Annotated in this window: 10 protein-coding genes and 1 pseudogene; 6 read left to right on the top strand and 5 right to left on the bottom strand. The window is 70.3% G+C overall.

The genetic code is table 11. The features are described from left to right. Positions 1-164 precede the first annotated feature (164 nt). The 4 genes from IM777_RS16105 to IM777_RS16090 all read left to right on the top strand — a co-directional run bounded on the left by IM777_RS16105 (position 165) and on the right by IM777_RS16090 (position 10,903). On the top strand, positions 165-1,175 hold the full coding sequence (locus IM777_RS16105; protein ID WP_071045264.1) for an immunoglobulin domain-containing protein: 1,011 nt from the start codon (positions 165-167) through the stop codon (positions 1,173-1,175). Positions 1,176-1,312: 137 nt separating this feature from the next. Continuing rightward, a complete protein-coding gene (locus tag IM777_RS16100; RefSeq protein WP_194384061.1) occupies positions 1,313-1,966 on the top strand; it encodes a hypothetical protein in 654 nt (217 codons plus the stop codon). Between the two features lie 237 nt (positions 1,967-2,203). Continuing rightward, on the top strand, positions 2,204-5,293 hold the full coding sequence (locus IM777_RS16095; RefSeq protein WP_194384060.1) for an immunoglobulin-like domain-containing protein: 3,090 nt from the start codon (positions 2,204-2,206) through the stop codon (positions 5,291-5,293). Between the two features lie 165 nt (positions 5,294-5,458). Beyond that, a complete protein-coding gene (locus IM777_RS16090) occupies positions 5,459-10,903 on the top strand; it encodes a glycoside hydrolase domain-containing protein (protein WP_194384059.1) in 5,445 nt (1,814 codons plus the stop codon). Positions 10,904-11,356: 453 nt separating this feature from the next. On the opposite strand, the gene IM777_RS16085 is transcribed toward IM777_RS16090, so the two are convergent. Further along, a complete protein-coding gene (locus IM777_RS16085) occupies positions 11,357-12,493 on the bottom strand; it encodes a serine hydrolase domain-containing protein (protein WP_194384058.1) in 1,137 nt (378 codons plus the stop codon). Positions 12,494-13,141: 648 nt separating this feature from the next. Between IM777_RS16085 and IM777_RS17625 the strand changes: the two genes are divergently transcribed. After that, positions 13,142-13,801 (top strand): NAD(P)-dependent oxidoreductase, encoded by a 660-nt coding sequence (locus IM777_RS17625; RefSeq protein WP_194384057.1) that lies wholly within the window; start codon positions 13,142-13,144, stop codon positions 13,799-13,801. A gap of 177 nt (positions 13,802-13,978) precedes the next feature. On the opposite strand, the pseudogene IM777_RS17620 reads toward IM777_RS17625, so the two are convergent. Together IM777_RS17620 and IM777_RS16070 are read right to left on the bottom strand one after the other, a co-directional pair. Then, a pseudogene (locus IM777_RS17620) lies at positions 13,979-14,917 on the bottom strand (DUF4407 domain-containing protein); the annotation flags it as partial. Positions 14,918-15,386: 469 nt separating this feature from the next. Further along, a complete protein-coding gene (locus tag IM777_RS16070; protein ID WP_194384056.1) occupies positions 15,387-16,382 on the bottom strand; it encodes a nucleoside hydrolase in 996 nt (331 codons plus the stop codon). Between the two features lie 196 nt (positions 16,383-16,578). On the opposite strand from IM777_RS16070, the gene IM777_RS16065 reads away from it, so the two are divergent. Continuing rightward, positions 16,579-17,622, top strand: coding sequence for an isopenicillin N synthase family dioxygenase (locus tag IM777_RS16065; protein ID WP_228480866.1), 1,044 nt, complete (start codon positions 16,579-16,581; stop codon positions 17,620-17,622). 42 nt (positions 17,623-17,664) lie between these two features. Here the strand turns inward: IM777_RS16065 and IM777_RS16060 are convergent, their stop codons facing one another. Then, entirely contained in the window at positions 17,665-18,048 is a 384-nt protein-coding gene (locus IM777_RS16060; RefSeq protein WP_194384054.1) for a hypothetical protein, read from the bottom strand. 70 nt (positions 18,049-18,118) lie between these two features. Continuing rightward, positions 18,119-19,849 (bottom strand): ubiquinone-dependent pyruvate dehydrogenase, encoded by a 1,731-nt coding sequence (gene poxB / locus IM777_RS16055; RefSeq protein WP_194384053.1) that lies wholly within the window; start codon positions 19,847-19,849, stop codon positions 18,119-18,121. Positions 19,850-19,939: the final 90 nt, after the last annotated feature.

The following is a 19,939-nucleotide window of genomic DNA, read 5'->3' as shown; positions in this document are numbered from 1 at the left end:
GTCGTGCATAGGGTGGGCGCGGAGTCGGTGCCTCCGCGCCTCAACTCGCTGGGTCTCCTGCGTGTTGTTCGTGGGGATCGCGTGCGACTGGGCCGATCGGGTGATGTGGTCTGGCTGACGCGGCGCCCTCGTCCTGCTGTTTCGTTGTCGTTCGGAGGAAACCCATGGCCACACGACCCACGCGCACTCGTGCGAACACATCCCGCACAGCACGTGCGCTCGGCGCGATCGCAGGTGTGCTCGCCCTGACGTCGGCTGCCCTGGCCGTGCCGTCGGTCGCCGTCGCTGGCACCCGTGCGCCGGCCAATCCATCCACCGTCACGACCCAGGACGCCACGCCTGGTCCGGACGTGGGGGGAGCGCCGGAGATCACGAGCCAGCCGGTGGATCAGCAGGTTCCGGCGGGGCAGGATGCGACGTTCACGGCCAGCGCGAACCGGTATCTGGAGGTGCAGTGGTACGAGCTGACTTCCGAAGACGCGATCTTCCAGCCCATCGAAGGGGCAACCTCCCCGACCCTCACGTTGAGTGCGGTCACCCGGGATCAAAGCGGCACAGCGGTCCGCGCCGTGTTCGCCAACGGTCCGGGTGAGACCGCGACCCGGGCGGCGCTCCTCACCGTGCTGCCCAGCACCGACGAACCCACGCCAGGCCCGGAGGTGGGGAGTGCGCCGGAGATCACGAGTCAGCCGGTGGACCAGCAGGTTCCGGCGGGGCAGGATGCGACGTTCACGGCTGATGCGTCCCGGTACCTGGAGGTGCAGTGGTACGAGCTGACCTTCGAAGACGCCGTCTTCCAGCCCATCGAAGGAGCGACCTCCACAACGCTCACATTGAGCGCGGTCACGCAGGATGAGAGCGGCACTGCGGTGCGGGCGGTGTTCAGCAACGGCGCGGGAGAGACCGCAACCAGTCAGGCGCTCCTCACCGTCTTGCGTGACTCCGAGGAGCCGGCGCCCGAACCGGTGCCCACGGGGAGCCCAACCCCTGAACCAAGCGCAAGCAGCCCCGCCATGCCCGACGCGGGCGCTGACGACTCCACCCCGCCCACGACGAGCCTTGCCGCGACCGGATCCGAAACGCCGTGGCCTCTCGCCGGGATCGCAGGAGCACTCCTGATCACGGGAGCACTTGCCCTCCTGACCGCGCGACGCCGCAACAGAACACAGAGCTGACTGCGCTCACGCACGCGGGAGACGGCAACTTCCCGCGTGCGTCGAGGCGAAGGCGGATGAACGGTGAACGGCCACCGTTCATCCGCCCGTAACCCTCGCGTCAGCTCCTCGGCCCCGAACCAGGGTCTACTGACGCGGTGATGTTCCCTCGCGCCGCGATGATCCATTGCGGCGTCCTCGCCCTCGCCGGGGCGCTCGCGCTGTGCGGGTGCGCTGCAGCGGATCCCGACGCAGCTCCCGCCGCCGAGCCGGCCGGCGCGAGCACCGTCGTCCCGGAGCCTGGCCGAACCATCGAGGCGACACCGCCCGGCACGGCACCGGCGATGACCGGGTACCGCATCGCCGTGGTCCACCCGCCGACCGCTGAAGCAGACAGGCTGCTTCAGGGTGTGCTCGCCCTCGCGGATGACGCCGGCGCGAGCATCCAGACCTACGACGCGGCGTCGACGGCGGAGAGCGACGTCGCCCAGGCGTTGAGCGACGCGACCGCGGACCAGCCCGACCTCGTCGTGGGTGTGGGGGCGGATGTGGTCGACACGTTCTCATACGACACCGCCCAGATGCTCGACCAGCAGTTCCTCTTGATCGGGGCACAGCTGGCGGAGCCGACGCAGAACGTGACCGCCGTCATCTGGGAGGGCGCGACATCTCGCGGATCGGCGGCCGCCCCCGACGCCGACCTGTCCTCGGAGTCCGCGACCGTCGAGGTCGCCGAGCGCGCAACCGCGTCGGGGATGGCATCCATCCGCGACGGCGTCACCGGGGTCGTCCTCCATCTGTCAAGCCCGTAGGAGCGTTCCCAGCAAGCCGCGCAATCGATACCGGCCGTTCATCTTTCGTCCCCGCCCGGGTCACCCGACGCGACGAACGTGGGGCGGGCGCATCGCGCACATCCCCCTTTCGGTTGTGTTCCATCCCGTTTCCCCTGCCCAAGATTGGTGTGACCTTCCTTGCTCTCTCATGACGCTCTCCCGGCCCCGGCCGGAAACCCGCGCACGAGCCGCGTCTGGCGGCGCTACGCCGCCGGCGTGGCCCTCTGCTCCCTCACCGCGGCGTCGTTCGCCGCGACGGCTCTGCCCGCGGCGGCTGCCCCCGCGACGCAGACGGCCGTGACCGCCGCGGTCACCGGCATCGGCGTCGAGCCCGTGCGCATCCAGGCGGAGGACTACTCCACCGACAACGGCGGCGGTCTCAAGAAGGAGTCGAGCACCGACGCCACGGGTCAGTCGCTCGGCAACGTCGGCGGCACCTGGCCCGGCGGTGAGATCGTCTTCGACACGGTCTCGCTCGGAGCGGCCCCGCTGTCGACGCTGACCGTTCGCTACGTGAACAACTCCGGCCGCGTCGGTCAGAACGCGTCGCTGACCTTCTCCCTTGACGACACGAGTGCCGGCAGCGAACTCGTCACCGTTCCCCTCCCCGTGACCGGCGACAACTGGAACGCCTACGGCACGACGACCGTCGACCTGCCGATGGCCGTCTCGGGTGATCACAAGCTCATCGTGACGATGGATGCCGACACCGACTCGGGCCACCCCTACGTCGGCAACTTCGACTACTTCGAGTTCGGTCCCGAGGCGTTGCCCGACAGCTACCTCACCACCGACGACGAGTGGCGCTACTCCGACGACGGCACCGACCCGTCGGGTGACGGATCGCTCTCGTGGACCACCGCCGACTTCGACGACTCCGCCTGGAAGCAGGCGGCCGGCTCGTTCGGCTCCAAGCGCGGCGCGGCCGACCTCGGTGGCGGCTTCGTCGCCGACACCCTTGTGCAGTACGCGCAGACCGGTTCGTCGGACACGATCCCGACCTACCACTTCCGCAACGAGATCGAGATCTCCGCTGAGCAGCTCGCGCAGCTCGACGGCCTCGAGGGCACCATCACCTACGACGACGCCGTGCGCGTCTACGTGAACGGTGAGAAGGTCGCCGGATTCGTCGACGACCGCGTCGAGACCGCCGCGAACCAGAACCTCACCTACGCGGGCGCCAGCAACGGCAACCCCCTCACGAGCACCTTCACCATTCCGGCGGAGGCCCTCGAGGCGGGCGAGAACACCATCGCCGTCGCGCTCTACCAGGACCGCGAGTCCAGCAGCGACATCTACCTCGACGTGACCTCGCTCGTGCCGACCGTGACCGTGCCGGAACCCGACGAGGCGACGATCACCGACGTGGTGCTCGGCGTCGGAGCGACCGAATCCGAGCGCAACATCTCCTGGTACAGCGACATCGACACGGAGCAGGTGGCGCAGATCGCACCCGCGGCCGACGTCGACGGCGACACCTTCTCCGCATCCGCGACGACCATCGAGACCTCCAAGACCGGCGGCACCTCGAGCGGCGAGTACTTCCGCGACGCCTCGTTCACCGGCCTCGCCGAGAACACCGAGTACGCCTACCGCGTCGGCAGCGACGAGAAGGGCTGGTCGGATGTATACACCTTCCGCACCCAGGACTTCGACGGCGACTTCTCGTTCCTGTTCTTCGGCGACCCGCAGCTCGGTGCCTCCGGCAACGTGACCAGCGACGCCGCCGGCTGGGCCGACACGCTCGACATCGCAACGCAGAGCTACCCCGACGCCGAGCTGCTGTTCTCGGCCGGTGACCAGGTGGAGACGGCGCCGAACGAGCAGCAGTACGAGCTGTTCCTCGCGCCGGAGCAGATGCAGAGCATCCCGTTCGTCGCGACCAACGGCAACCACGACGTCGGTTCGAAGGCCTACGAGCAGCACTTCAACCTGCCCAACGAAGACCTCACGGCCGGTGCCGGTGGGCTCACCACGTCGGGTGGCGACTACTGGTTCATCTACAAGGATGTGCTGTTCATCAACATCAACTCCAACAGTCGCGACTACGACTCGCACAACGCGTTCATGGAGAAGGTCATCGCCGAGCAGGGAGAGAACGCCACCTGGCGCGTGCTCGCCTTCCACCACTCGATCTACTCGGTCGCATCGCACTACGACGACGGCGACATCGAAGACCGTCGCGCGCAGATGCCGTCGACGATCTCGGATCTCGGGTTCGACGTGGTGCTCATGGGCCACGACCACAACTACACCCGCAGTTACCTGGTCAAGGACGGCGAGCTCGCCGACGCGGCAGAGGTCGCCGGTCAGTCGATGATCGAGGCGAAGGACGGCGAGGTGCTGTACGTCACCGCCAACTCCGCCAGCGGCTCGAAGTACTACGACACGCAGGCCCCGGACGCCTGGTTCGCTTCGGTGATCAACCAGGAGAAGGTGCGCAACTACTCGGTGATCGAGGTCACCGACGACGAGATGACCCTGCGGACCCTGCGCAGCCAGGCCAACGGCTCGGCGATGCCGGTCAACAGCGTCGTCGACGAGGTCGTGCTCACGAAGGATGCCGCACCGGAGCTCACCGTTCCGGATGACGCGGAGATCACCGTCGGCGACGAGTTCGACGCCCTCGCGGGTGTGTCGGCCAGCGACAACGTCGACGGCGACCTCACCGACGAGATCTCGGTGGACGGCGCGGTCGACACCGCGACCGCCGGCAGCTACACGCTGACCTACACCGTCTCCGACGCCCGCGGCAACGAGACGGTCGCCACGCGCACCGTCACCGTGGTCGCCGACACTGAGGAGCCGGGCACTGAGGAGCCGGGCACTGAGGAGCCGGGCACCGAGGAGCCGGGCACCGAGCAGCCCGACTTCACGCCCAGCGCGCCCGTGACCGACGGCGCCGACCTGCCGGCCTCGCTCGAAGACGTGATCACCGCCACGCTCGACGGTCGCACCGTCTCGCTCAGCGGTCTCGCCGCGAACGAGTGGCACTTCGGCTACGTCTACTCCACGCCGACGGCGCTGGGCTGGATGGACGTGTCGGCGACCGGCACCGCAACGGTGACGCTGCCCGACTCGCTCGAGGCCGGCACGCACCGCATCGTGGTTCTCGACGCCGACGGCATGATCGTCGGCTGGACGGAGATCACGCTCGCCGCCGACGCCGCACCCGCAAGCGGCGGACTCGCCGCTACCGGTGGCGACCTCGCAGCGGGATGGGGCTTCGCCACCCTCGGCGCGCTCCTGCTCGCCGCCGGCGGGGCGCTGCTGATCGCACGACGCCGCGCAGCCGCCTCGCGCTGACGCCGGCTGCATCGGGGACCGGGCCCGCACCGCCCGGTCCCCGATGCACGGGCGCCTCCCCGCCCCTTCCCGCACCACCCCGCGCCTCGCCCCCGCATCCCCTCCCGAGCCTCACGCATCCCCCTTCCCGAGCCCCGCATCCCCCTGCCCTGGAGCCTTCCGCGCATGTCGCACACATCCCGTTCCCTCCGCTCCCTCTCCTCCGGCGTTCTCGCAGCGCTCGTCGGCGCCGCTCTGGTCGGGAATGCCGTCTTCGGGGCGGCCGTTGCGCCCGCGGTGGCCGCGCCGGTCGCATCCGCAGCCGCACCGACCGAGGGAACCGACTTCGCGGCGCTGGTGAACACCTTCGTGTCGACCGAAGACGACTTCGGCCAGGACCTGCCCGGCGCCGAGGCTCCGAACTCGATCATCAAGATCAACCCCATGACCACGCCGGGGCGGTCGCACAGCGGATACGACTACGCCGAGGACCAGATCGCCGGCTTCACGCACACGAACCTCAACGGCGTCGGCGGTTCCGGCGGCGGCGGTGACCTGCTGGTCGTGCCCACCTACGAGACCTACTCCGCGCGTCCTTCGTCGGGCACGTACGCGAAGACCTACAGCCACGACGCCGAGGAGGCCGAGCCCGGCTACTACGGCGTCGACCTGCAGACCTCGCGCGGCGCGATCCTCGCCGAGGCGACCGTCGACGTGCGCACCGGACAGGACCGGTTCACCTTCCCCGAGGCGGGAACCGCATCCGTCGTCGTGGACCTGCGAAACAACTTCACCAGTCGCCGCGACGCCTCCCTGACGACCTCGACCCTGTCGGACGGTCGCGCCGCACTGTCGGGCGAGTTCACCGGTCACTTCAACGGCTACGACTACCGCATGTACTACTACGCGGAGTCGACCGTCCCGGTCAGCTCGCTGCGCACGTGGGGGTCCTCGGGGGCGCTCGACACCACGGCGACCCGCACCGGCACCGACCTCGGCGCCGTGCTCGAGTTCGACGTGGATGCCGGTGAGCAGGTCGGACTCGAGGTCGCCATCTCCCCCATCAGCGCCGCACAGGCGCGCACCGACCTCGGCGTCGAGATGGGCGAACGCACCTTCGAGGAGGTCCGCGCCGACACCCACGCCGACTGGAACGCCATCCTCGGCCGTCTCGCGGTCACCGCATCCACCACGAGCGACCCCGACGGCGACCTGCAGCAGCTGTTCTACACGCACCTCTACCGCATGTTCGGCGCCCCGGTGAACGCCACCAGCACGAGCGGCACCTACCGCGGCCTCGACGGCGAGATCTACGCCGCCGACGGCTACATCCACTACGACGGCTGGGGATTCTGGGACGACTTCCGCAAGTACGAAGTGCTCGCGATCGGCTACCCCGAGGTCTTCCGCGACATGGCGCAGTCCATCGTCGACCTCTATGCGAGCTTTGCGAACACCGGCAGCGGGTCGCTGTCGAACCAGGTGCACTCGGTGCCGACCGTGCGCTTCGAGCGCGCCGCGGTCGTCGTCGCCGACGCCGTGGCCAAGGGCGCGCAGCTGAGAGGCCTCGAGGCGGCATGGCCCGCCCTGGTCTCGCAGTCGCAGGGTGGATACGCCGACGCCGGCAACGTGCAGCGCGGCTACATCGCGAACGAGGTCGACGACACCCTCGGCACCGCGTATGACGACTGGGCGCTCGCGACGATCGCCGACGCGCTCGGCAAGACCGCCGAAGCCGACGCCTACCGGCTGCGCGCGGCGAACTGGACGAACCTGTACAAGAGCGACGCGGTCACCCTCGCCGATGGCACGACGACTGGTCTGGTCTTCCCCAAGAACGCGGCCGGCGTGTGGGCGGATGTGAACCCCGAGCGCTTCGAGGCCGGCAACGTGTACCAGGGCACGCTGTGGCAGTACAACTGGTACGTCGCCCCCGACATGGGCGGGATGATCGAGAAGATGGGAGGCGCCGAGACCACCCTCGAGGCGCTGAGCTTCATGTTCGGCGAGCACGCTCCCGACGACGGCTCCCGGATGCTGCACGCCAACGCCAACGAGATCGATCTGCAGGCGCCCTATCTGTTCAACTACGTCGGCTCGCCCGCGCAGACCCAGCACTGGGTGCGCAGCATCTACACCGACGAGACTTGGAACCGCTACATCGCCACCGGCTCGACGCACGAGGCGCCGACCAACGGCGGCGAGTTCACCCCGCCCGTGAAGACGTCGGTCTACAGCAACTCGCCGCAGGGGTTCCTGCCGACGATGGACAACGACACCGGAACCATGTCATCGATGTTCGTCGCCGCCGCGATGGGACTGTTCCCCGTCGCCGCCGGGTCGGACGAGTACCAGATCGGCACGCCGTTCTTCGAGAACGTGCGGATCTCCTACGAATCGGGTCGCACGTTCGACATCTCCGCCGACGGTGTCTCGCCCGACGACTACTACATCCAGTCGGCGACCCTCAACGGCGAGAGCTTCGACCGCACGTGGGTCACCTACGACCAGCTCACCGGGGGCGGATCGCTGGCCTTCACGATGGGCGACACCGCCTCGGACTGGGCGGCCGACGGAGTGGCTCCCGCGTCGCTGAGCGACACCCTCCCGAGCTCGGTCTACAACCCGACCGGCGCCGTCGTGGTCTCCGAGCGCGAGTTCCGCTCCACCGCCGGCGACGGGTCGATCGAGAACACGGTGGCGCTGACCATCACCAACGGCACGTTCGCCGGGCGGAACGGTGACGATCTCGCCGCGAGCGGGGCGATCACCGCCTCCGGAGTTCCGGACGGCCTCACGCTGCGGGCGGAGCGCACCGGTGACCGCTCGGTGGATCTCATCCTCACCGGCAACGCGACGGCCTCGACGGAGTTCGACAGCATCGACGACCTCGTCGTGCAGGTGACCGACGCCGCGTTCAGCCGCACGCCGTCGACCGGCGCGCAGGAGTTCGTGTTCAAGGTGACCTTCACCGGCGCATCCCTCGCGGTCGATCGCACCACGGTGCTCGCCGCCGCCGACGGCACCGTCGACGCCACGGTCGGGCTCACCCTGCGCGGTGCGACCTTCGCCGGCGCCGACGGTCGCGACCTCGTCGCCGACGGTCTCGTGACCGTGCCGGGGCTGCCGGCCGGCGTCGCCGCCGCGTTCGTCAAGACCGGTGCCGCGACGGCCGACCTGCGCCTGACCGGGTCGATGGGGGATGCCGCCACGGCCGCCTTCGCGCTCGCCTTCACCGACGCCGCCCTCGAAGGAGCGGCCGCAGCCGCGCTGCGCGGTGACGGCGTCTCGGGGCTCGGAACGCTCACTCTCGCAATCGATCAGGAGTGGCGCCGTCAGCTGACCGAGGCGCTCGCCGATGCCGACCTGGTGGTGCGGGGTGCCTACTCGACGGCCTCGTTCGCCGCGTTCGACGAGGCGCGAGAGGCTGCCCGGTCCCTGCTCGCCGAGGACTCGGCGGGCGACGACGCGCTTCGCGCCGCGCTGGACCGGCTGGAACGCGCTGCGGACGACCTGCGGATCTCCCCGGCGACCGACCGGGTCGTGCTCGACGGCGTCGCCTACGCCGATGTCGCCTTCGACGACGACTTCTCGGTCGATCGACTGGCGGAGTACACCGCCTACGGCGACGCATCGGAGCCGGCCGCCGACCTCGCGGTCGATGCCGAAGAGGGCGTGCTGGAGGCCATATCCACCGACGGTCGCCGCTGGACGCACCTCGCCCTTCCGGCCGAGACGAGCGAGCCCTTCGCGCTCGTGGTCGAGCCGCGCGCCTTCGCCGGCACGGGTTCGGCGGAGGACAGCCTGTTCATCGGACTGACCGATGGGGTCGGCAACCGCGCGCACAGCTGGTTCAACAACACCCGCTCCGAGACCGGGTTCGACGTCGTCGTGGACGGTAGCGGACGGGATGTCGGCGCGGGCATCCAGGGCGGCGTCTCGTGGGAGCCGGGCGACCGCTTCGCGACGGTCGTCGACGACGGCCGGATCACCTCGTGGGTGGAGCGGAACGGCACCTGGTCCGAGCTGCGCAGCGGTTCGCTCGACGCCGTGCTGAGCGTCGACGAGCGTGCCGACTGGGCACCCACCGTGAGCCTGCGGCTCGACCCGGGCACCATCAGCCTCGACCGTGTGACGCTGCTGCAGGCCGACGACGACGCGCCGGTTCTTCCGACACGCGTCGAGGCGGAGGAGTTCACCTCGTCGAGCGGCGGCTCGCTCGTGGCCGAGGGCACGAGTCCGTCGGGCAACGTCGGCGGGACGTACGACGGCGGCGAACTGGTCTACGACGACGTCGCCTTCGGCACCGGCCCGCTCACGACGCTGACCGTGCGCACATCCACTCGCGACGAGCGCGTCGGGGCGAACCCGCGCCTGGAGTTCTACCTCGACGAGCAGACCGAGGAGAACCGGGTCGCGAGCGTCGCGCTTCCGAAGACCGGGGGCTGGGGGAACTACGTCACCACCACCGTGGACCTCGAACGCGAGGTGTCGGGACGCCACACGCTCATCGTCGTGATGCACTCCGACCCTGTCCCGGGGCAGGCCTATCAGTACGTGGCGAACTTCGACTGGTGGGAGTTCGCGCCGGACGAGCAGACGCCGCAGCCGGTGAATCGCGACGAGCTGCAGACGGCCGTGTCGTCGACATCCGAGCTCGTCGCTCAGGAGGAGCGGTTCCTCGCGATCGACTTCGCCGTGTTGGAACGGGCCGTCGCCGAGGCGGAGGCCGTGCTGGGCGACGAGGCGGCGACCCAGGCCGAGGTCGACGAGGCGCTCCGCGTGCTGCAGGCGGCGCAGGGGCAGCTCGAGTGGAAGGTCATCCGCGCTCTGCCGGTGCTCATCGCCGAGGCGGAGGCCGTGGACCGCTCCCCGTACACCGACGAGTCGCTCGGCCGCCTCGACGACGCTCTGGCGCAGGCACGCGCCGTCGCCGGAGGGTCGAGCTACGAGACGTACACCGCCGCGCACGACGCGCTGCGCGAGGCGCTCGCCGCACTCGAGCAGCCCGAGGAGCCGGGGACGGAGGAGCCCGGCACGGAAGAGCCGGGCACGGGGGAGCCTGGGACCGAGGAGCCTGGCGCGGGAGAGCCTGAGACGGAGCAGCCGGGCACGGAGGAGCCTGGGACCGAGGAGCCTGGCGCGGAACAGCCTGAGACGGAGGAGCCCGGGACGGAGGAGCCGGGCACGGAAGAGCCTGGGACCGACGGGCGACCGGGCTTCGTGCCGGCTGCTCCGACCGTTGACGGTGACGATCTGCCGCTCGTGTTCCGCGACGTCATCACCGTCTCCGTCGCGGGCCGCGACGTGACGGTCGGCGGTCTGGCCGCGGACGAATGGCACTTCGGATACGTCTACTCCGAGCCGCAGCCTCTCGGCTGGGCGCTCGCCGACGCTGACGGAGGCGCCACCCTCACGCTCCCCGCAGGCCTCGACGCCGGCGAGCACCGTCTCGCAATGCTCGACGCCGACGGCGAACTCGTTGGATGGGCCGAGTTCACCGTGGCGGATCTGCCGGTGACCGGAGGAGACGCGACGGCCGCGTGGGTGATCGGCGTTCTCGCGCTGGCCGGCATCGCGGGCGGAGTCGTGCTCGTGCGCCGCCGCTCCCGCGGAACCGCCGCGGAGTGACCAGCGTCCTGACGGGTGCCGGTCAGGCTGCTGCCCGTCCGGTCAGGGCGCTGCCCCGGTGCCGGTGAGGTCGCTGCCCATCCGGTCAGGCCGCTCCCCCGGTGCACCAACTCAGGCTGAGACGGCGGATTCGGTGCCGTGGCGGCGTCCAGAGGCCGTCCCAGCCTGAGTTCCGGCACGGGGCGGTTCGGATACCATCCGGACGCCGCCGGTGGACACGGACGGCGGGAGGCAACTGTTCACGTGGGCGGGTGCGACCAAACGGGGATCGGGTCGCGGGGTTGGTTCCGGCTCCTCCAGAGCCGTCGCGCCCGGTGCGGCGACCTCTCATGCACCAACTCAGGCTGTGCGGGCGGATTCGGTGCCGCAGCGGCATCCCAACACCGTCCCAGCCTGACTTAGGTCCGGCGGAAGGGTCGAAGGACGGAGGCGGCGACGCCTCGGGGCGACGGGTCAGTGAGGCGGAACCAGCTGCTGGAACTCGTTGAACATTGCCATCACCTGATCGTCGAGGTCGACCTGCGCCAGCAGGATGCCGATCGTGCCGTCGGGGTCGACGAAGAAGTCGGTGCCGAGGCCGCCCGACCAGCCGAACCGACCGGCGTGGTCGCCGCCGGTCTGCACGCCGACGCCGAAGCCCCACCCCATCTGGTCCCAGAAGCCGGGGAAGAAGCTGTCCGGCCGCTTGAGTGCGCCCGGGATACGATCGGATGTCATCAGCTTCAGCAGCTCCGCCGAAACCAGCGGCCCGTCACCGACCTCGGCTCCGTGGCTGAGTGCGCGGAGAAAGCGGGCGTAGTCCGCGACGGTGGACACGAGCTCTTCGTGGCTGACGTCGTGGGCGGGAGGTCCGGCGTAGAACCCGCCACCGGCGGGTTCGCTCTCGACCAGCACGTCGCCGTCGCGTCGGTAGGTCGCCGGCAGTCGGTGCGCGGATGCTGACGGGGTCCAGAATCCGGTGTCGACCATGCCGAGCGGGACGAGGAGGTCGTCACGCAGATGGTCGGGCGTGGAGCGGCCGACCACGCGGGAGATGAGGACGCCGAGAATGCCGAAGGAGTGGTGGTAGCGCCATCCCTCACCCGGGGCGAAGGCGAGCGGAAGGCTCGCCGCCCTTGCCAGCCACTCGTCGGCCCCGAGGCCGCTCGGCTGCGGACCTGCCTCGAGTCCTGTCTCGACCATGGCCTGGGCGAGAGGGGAATCGGTCGTCATCATGCCGTATCCGCTGGTGTTGGTGAGCAAGTGGCGCACGGTGATCGGCCGGGGCGATGGCCGCGTGTCGTCGAGCGGCGCGTCCGGATGCGACAGCACGACCGGGTCGGCGAGCTCCGGCAGCCATCGCGCCACGGGGTCGTCGAGCTTGATGAGCCCACGATCGACCAGCCGCAGCGCCGCGACGGTGGTGACGGGTTTGGTCATGGACTGGATGCGGAAGATCGCGTCGACGTCGAGGTCCGGTCCGCCGAGCGCGGACGCACCCACGGCGAGCGGTGCGGGGTCGGCACCCGGTGCGACAACGACGGCGACGGCTCCGGGAACGGTGCCGGTCGAGACGTGACGCGCCAGCAGCTGCTCGAGCGGGGAGGTCATGAGATCACCGTGCCACGCTGTCGCCGTCTGTGCACCAACTCGGCCTCCTGTGCGCCAACTCAGGCTGAGAGGGCGAAATTGGCGCCGCTGCGGGTGTCGAGGCCCGTCTCAGCCTGAATTGCTGCGCGAAGGCGTGCGCGAAACGGGGTGAAGGCGGTGTGAGGCCGACCGGCGGCGTGGTGAGACCGGCCGACGCCGGGGCGAGGGCGACCGGCGCCGTAGCGGAAGCCGCGTGACACCAACTCAGGCTGAGAGGGCGGATCGGGCGCCGCAGCGGCCGTTCGGGGCGGTTCCAGCCTGAGTTAGGGCAAGAAGGGCGGGGGTGAAGGCAGCGGCGAAGATCGGGCAACGGCGAAGACCTGGCGACGGCGACAGACGGGCGGGCCGGCGGACGCGAAGGTGGGACCCTGAAAGGCGGGCGTGCGCGAAGGAGGGCCGCACCGACCCGCGCCGACCCCCGCCGACCCGCGGCGACCCCCGCCGACCCGCGCCGACCCCCGCCGACCCGCGGCGACCCGCGGCGACCCGCGCCGACCCGCGTCGACCCGCGCCGGGCCCGTGCGGAATGCGTGACGCTGCCGACGGTGTTGCCCACGGTGTGAGCTGAGGCGTCCGCGCAGACGGCGGACGGGGAAAAGGACGGTACTCATGGCACGCATCACGGTTCTCGGCGGCAGCGGATACGCTGGAGCGGCGGTGGCCGCTGAGGCGGCGCGCCGCGGACACGAGGTCACGTCGGTCAGCCGCTCGACTCCCGACGCGTCGGCCGAGGGGATCGACCACGTGGCCGGAGACGCGCGCGACGCGCAGACACTGTCGAGCGTCGTGCAGGGCCGCGACGCCGTCGTGGTGGCCCTGTCGCCCCGCGGTGACATGGCAGGCGAGGTGGAGGATGTGCTGGAGCGCCTCCTGGACGAGGTCGCGGGCTCCGCGACGCGCGTGGGCTATATCGGCGGGGCGTCGTCTCTGCAGCTCGAAGAGGGCGGGCGGACACTTTGGGACGTCTCCCACGAGAACCTCCCCGCCGAGGTCAAGCCCGAGATCGAGACGGGTCTGCGCACCCTCGACATCCTGAAGCAGTCCCCGGAGTCGGTCGACTGGTTCTACGTCAGCCCGCCGTCGGACTTCGGCGCCTGGTTCGGCACGCCCTCGCGCGGGTCGTACGTGCTCGGCGGCGACGTTCTCCTCAAGGACGCCGACGGAGCCTCGACCATCTCCGCCGCCGACCTGGCGCTGGCGATCGTCGACGAGATCGAGCGCCCCGCCCACCGGCGTGCCCGCTTCACCGCCATCTGGGGTCCGGCCTGAGCGGCACCCCCGCTGCAGCTGACTACCCGGTCCCGGCGGTCGCGATGGATGCGCGCTCGGTCCACGTGCGCGCGGTGACGCGGTCGAGATCGACCTGGCGACGCATGGCCACGGGTCGCCGTAGCTGGTGAGCACCTTCACGATCACCGGCAGCAGCTCGATCATGAAGAACAGGCCCGCGATGAGCAGGTGCGCCCACCGGATCGCCGGTTCCTGCTCAGCCAGGCGCTCCATGGCGCTCATCTGGCTGAGCAGCCCCGTCGCACCCGCGTTGCCCGACGCGACGGACTCGGCCTGCTCGTTATATGCCGCCAGCGCCATGTCGTATTGCTCCCGGGCCACGGGCAGCTCGTCTTCGGCCTGCTGCTTGTTGATCTCGGATGCGCTCGCCGCGGCATCCGCGCTGGCTCCGTTCGCGGCGGTGAGGGCGTTCTGCGCCTCCAGCAGCTGGGCGGCCGTCTCGTCGTATGCCGCCTGTGCCGCGCTCAGCTGCGCCTCGGCGGCCTCGGAGCTCGATCCTTCGCCCGTGACGCCGGAGCATCCTTCGACCTCGCCGGCACCGGCGCCCGTCAGCTCGCACTGGTAGAGCAGGCGCGCCTCGTCGATGACCGCCTGCTTCTCGGCGAGCTGGGCGGTGAGCTGGTCGACCGTCGTCTGCGCGGCGGCCGCCTCGGCAGAGGTCGACGACGTGCCCGCGATAATGCCCGTCGCCGCCTGGTTCTCCAGTTCGGCGAGGCGCTCGCCGGCAGCGTCGAGCGCCTGCGCTTCGGGCCCGTCGGTGACCGCCGTCTGGTCCTCGAGGGCCTGCACCACGTTGGTCGCGTTCATCTCGCGCGTGATGTCGTTCTGGAAGATCTGCAGCACGAGCGGTTCCGCCACGACGACGCCGATCAGCGCCGCCATCACCACGCGCGGGAACGCGAGACCGAGCAGACGCCACGGATTGCGCGTGGAGGTCATCGTCGAGGTGAGGAACCGGTCGAGGTTGAAGATGATGAGGGCCCACACGATCGCCAGCGGCACGGCGATCCACACGATCACCTCTACGCCGGTCAGGAGCGCGAAGAACATCGACAGCGCCGAGACGACGGCGGTGCCGAGCAGCACGAAGAACATCTGCACGAAGCGCGGGGTCTCAGCCGGCACGTCGTCGAGGATGTCGCCGTCTGCGCCGCCGAGGATCGCCAGGCGTCGTGACAGCGGCATCCGGCGTCGGCGTCCGGCACGGGGACGGCGCCCCCGCGGCGCGACGTCGGGCTCCGGCTCGTCCGTCGCGGTGTCGTCGAGGACGACGGTCGGCTCCGTCGCGGTGCCGGCAGGGAGCGCGGATGCCGCCTCAGCGGCGCCGGTCTCCTGATCGACGTCGTCGCGCGCGGGCTTCAGGTCGGAGAGGTACTGGGGTTCGGCGTCATCGTCGACCGGGAACTCGATCTGGCCGTCGGAGCCGAACTGGCCGGGGCGATGAGCGGAATAGTTCACCGGGACACCCTGCACGTTCTCGCTATGGCCAGCCTGGGCGAACGCCGCATGCGACCCGCGGATCCGCCGGGCGCGGATCCGCCGGGCTCCGTGCCCGGCGCGCGCGTCACACCTCGACGGGAGCGTTCCGGCGCGCCGGCGCCGTGACCACGTCGAGAAGGTGCGGTCCGAGCGGGCGGTCGGTGCCCAGCACCATGCGTGTTCGCACTCCCGGGTGGTCGACGGCACCGAGGCGCTGCCCGCGCAGGTCGGCCACGGTCTGCCCGCGTCCGGGGCCGTCGGTCGTGTCGACGACGACGGGCACGCGCGGGGCGAGGGTCGGGATGACGCCGCCCGCGGCGATCGCCGCCGCCAGCGGATCGTGCAGCGCCGAGCTTCGCGTGCCGTAGGTGGGCAGGTAGAAGTCGAAGTAGAGGTCGAGGATCTCGCCGAGAGCGCGCGCGCCGGGAACATCCGATTCCAGCAGCCGCAGCCGGTCCGCCTCGTGCAGCACGTTCTCCATCGTGACATCCAGCGGCACGATCGTGAGGTCCCAGTCGGCCTCGACGACAGCGGCCGCCGCCTCCGGGTCGTTGCCGATGTTCGCCTCGGCAACCGGCGAGAGGTTTCCCGGGGCGAGCGCGGCGCCGCCCATGATCGTCACGGCGATCACGCGGGACGGCAGGGTCGGGTCCTCGCGCAGCGCCAGCGCGAGATTGGTGAGCGGTCCGATCGCGACGATGTGCAGGTCGCCGGCGTGCTCGTGCGACAGATCGATCAGCAGCCGGGCCGCCGATGCCGCCACCGGTTCGTGGGGCGAGGTCGGCAGGTCGACGTCGCCCACGCCGTTGACTCCGTGGATGTGCGGCACGCCGCCGTTGTACGTCTTGCGCAGGTGATCGCGCGCCCCGATCGCCACCGGAACCTCCGGCGCGCCGAGAAGGGCCAGCAGATCCAGGGAGTTGCGCGCGGCCTGCTCGCTGCTGGTGTTCCCGCTGACCGTTCCGATCCCGACCAGCCGCACCGCCGGCGACGACAACAGATAGGCAAGGGCGAGGGAATCGTCGACTCCGGTGTCGCAGTCGAGGAAGACGGGCATCGGGGCGGTGGCGGGGGCGTTCATCGGGAAGAACCTACCCGCGCCGGGGCGCGCGGACCGACTCGGGAGGAGCATCCGAGGCGAATCTTCACGCGCCCGAAACAGGCGGACGGCTAGCGTCGGATGACACGCACGGAAAGCGACGCCCTCCAGGGGTGGGGAAAGCCTGATGCGGCAACCCACCGCGGTCGCCCGGACCGCCCTCACCGAAGGAGTCACCATGACGTTCCACGTTCCCTCCGTCGACACCTCCGCCTATGTCACCGACGGCTCGCCCGAAGAGCGCTTGGCCGTCGCCGCAGCCATCGACCACGCGTGCCGCACGGTCGGGTTCATCCAGATTCACGGGCACGGCATCCCGCCCGAGATCATCGACGGCCTCACCGAGGCGATGGATGCGTTCTTCGCGCTCGATCTCGACGCGAAGAAGGGCTATCGCACGCCGCCGGAGATCAACCGCGGCTATTCGCCGCCGAAGTCCGAGTCGCTCAGCCTCTCCCTCGGTGTCGAGGCGGCGACGCGGATGAACGACTTCTTCGAGGCCTTCAACATCGGGGCGACCGCCGCCGACTACCCCGAGTCCGCGGATCTCCCTCAGCCCGACTACGCCGACAACGTGTGGCCGGATGTGCCGGACTTCGAGCAGAAGGTGCAGACGTACTTCGGGGAGGCCGCTCGCGTGGCCCGCACGATGACGAGCATCTTCGCCGACGCGCTGGGACTCGAACCGGACTTCTTCGCGGACCGCACCGGTCACTCGCTCGACGTCTTCCGCATGAACAACTACGCCCTTCCGCCCGGCACCGACGTGACCCTCGACGGCGACCTCACCGGCATGGGCGAGCACACCGACTACGGCATCGTCACGATCCTGTGGGCCGACCAGGTGCGCGGACTGCAGGTGCTCGGCGCCGACGGCTCGTGGAACGACGTGCAGCCCGAGGCCGGCGCGCTGCTGATCAACCTCGGCGACGTGACCGCGCGCCTGACCAACGAACGGTGGATGTCGACGCTGCACCGCGTGAAGCCTCCGGTGATCGACGGCACCATCGAGCGCCGCCGCAGCGCGGCGTTCTTCCACGACGGCGATGTCGACGCCGTCATCCGCACCCTTCCCTCGTGCATCGACGACGAGCATCCCGACCTGTACGAGCCGGTGACCGTCGGCGAGCACATCGCCGCCAAGCTCGCCGGCTCGCGAGCCGGCGTACGCAACGTGACAGCTGAACGCGAATCGGCGCGGGTGCTGGCCAGCAAGCGCTGACCTCGCCCGCCGCCGTCGGCGTATGCCGGCGGCGGCATCCGTTCAGATCGTCGCGGACTCGAGGAACAGCAGCGACATCGGAGCGACCATCAGCAGCCCGAGCACGGCGGCCACGATCGACCAGACGAACCTCGAGTGCCGGCGTGCACCGACGACGATGCCGATGATCGCGAGCACGAGGACGACGACGCCCAGCATCGCCAGCAGCGGGATGATGATGATGCCGAGCCACCAGATCGCGTTCATCTCCGGCACGAGCCCGATGAGGAAGACCGCGAGGGTCGGCAGCAGACCGATCGCGGCGACGATCACCGCGACGATGCCGAGCACGTCGCGCTTCCGCGCCGGCGGAGCGTCGACCGGTGTAGTCGGCTCGGTCGTCATGGGCCGCTCGGCCTCCGGGCCGGGTGCTGCGGGAGTGGTCATCGGGTTCCCCTCTGGTCGGATGAGATCCTAGGGCCCGGTGACCCGCGCCGCGCGCGTTCGCCCACGTGTGTCAGTGGAAGAGGCGGCGCCACACGTTCGTGTCGGCGAGGTCGAGCAGCTCATCCCCCCGCCCGGACATCACGGTGCGAAGCGCATACAGCGCGAAGCCCTTGGCCTGAGCGGCGCTGATCGACGGCGGGATCGACAGCTCCTGACGCGCGACCGCCACGTCGATGAGGGCCGGACCCGGTTCGGACAGGGCCCGCTCGAGGGCGCCGCGCAGCTGACCCGGCTCGTCGACGCGGATGCCGGTGATGCCGACCGACTCGGCGACGGCGGCGAAGTCGGGGTTGTCCAGCCCGGTGCCGAAGTTCAGGATGCCGGCCGCCTTCATCTCGACCTCGACGAAGTTCAGCGAGGAGTTGTTGTAGACGACGATCTTCACCGGCAGATCGTTCTGGCGAAGCGACAGCAGATCGCCCATGAGCATCGCGAGACCCCCGTCGCCGGCGAGGGCGATCACCTGCCGGTCTCGGTCGACTGCCTGCGCACCGAGCGCGTGCGAGAGGGCGTTGGCCATCGACCCGTGGGAGAAGGACCCGACGAGGCGGCGACCGGAATGGATGTGCAGATAGCGCGCCGCCCACGTCACCGGCGACCCGACGTCGGGCACGAACACCGCGTCGTCCGCGGCCATCTCGTCGATGAGGCGCGTGAGGAACTCCGGGTAGATCGACGTGTGTCCGTCGTCCGTGGCCAGCTCGTCGAGCTGCGCGCGCGTCTTGCCGTAGTGCTCGAGCGCCGAGCGGAGGTGATCGCTGTCGCGGCCGACGCGCAGCATCGGCAGCAGGGCGCGCGCGGTCTCGCCGACATCGCCGACGAGGCCGAGGTCGATCGGGGCGCGCCTGCCCAGCTGCTCACCGCGCACATCCACCTGGATGATCGTGGCGTCCTGCGGGTAGAACTGCCGGTAGGGCAGGTCGCTGCCGAGGATGAGCAGCGTGTCGCACTTCTCCATCGCCCGGTACCCCGACGCGAAGCCGAGAAGACCGGTCATCCCGACGTCGAAGGGGTTGTCGTGTTCGATGTGCTGCTTGCCGCGCAGGGCGTGCACGATCGGTGCCTGGAGCCGGTCCGCGAGCGCGACGACCTCTTCATGGGCACCCGCGACCCCGGCGCCGGCGAGGATCGTCACGGCGTCGCCGGCATCCAGCAGCTTCGCAGCGGCCTCGAGCTCGCTCTCGCCGGGAACGATGCGCGGCCGGGTCGCCTGAATGGCGGCCGCGGGGCGTCGCTCGGGCGCCTTCTCGAAGAAGATGTCGCCGGGCACGACGACGACGGCGACGCCGCGCTTCTCCACGGCCGTGCGCATCGCCGTCTCCAGCACCCACGGGAACTGAGCCGGGTCGGAGATGAGTTCGCAGTAGTCGCTGCACTCGCGGAACAGCTCCTGCGGGTGGGTCTCCTGGAAGTAGGTGGAGCCGATCTCGGACGACGGGATGTGCGAGGCGATCGCCAGCACCGGAACCCGGCTGCGGTGCGCGTCGAAAAGGCCGTTGATGAAGTGCAGGTTGCCGGGTCCGCAGCTTCCGGCGACGACGGCGAGCTCGCCGGTGATCTCCGCCTCCGCCGCCGCGGCGAACGCGGCCGCCTCCTCGTGCCGCACGTGCATCCAGGCGATGTCGCTGGTGCGCAGCGCATCCGTGAAGGCGTTCAGGGAGTCGCCGGGCAGGCCCCACACCCGTTCGACGCCGGCGCGCTCGAGGATCTCGACGGACTGATCGGCGATGGTCTGTGCCATGGTTCTCCTCGTCTCGGGCTGGTCCCACGGTATGCGCGGGGCGGTGCTCGCTCGCGAGGGGTCGACACCGGGCGGCGGTAGCGTGAGAAT

The sequence above is a fragment of the Microbacterium luteum genome (genome assembly GCF_015277875.1).
In the GTDB taxonomy this organism is placed as follows: domain Bacteria; phylum Actinomycetota; class Actinomycetes; order Actinomycetales; family Microbacteriaceae; genus Microbacterium; species Microbacterium luteum.
This window is presented reverse-complemented; position numbering and strand designations above follow the sequence as displayed.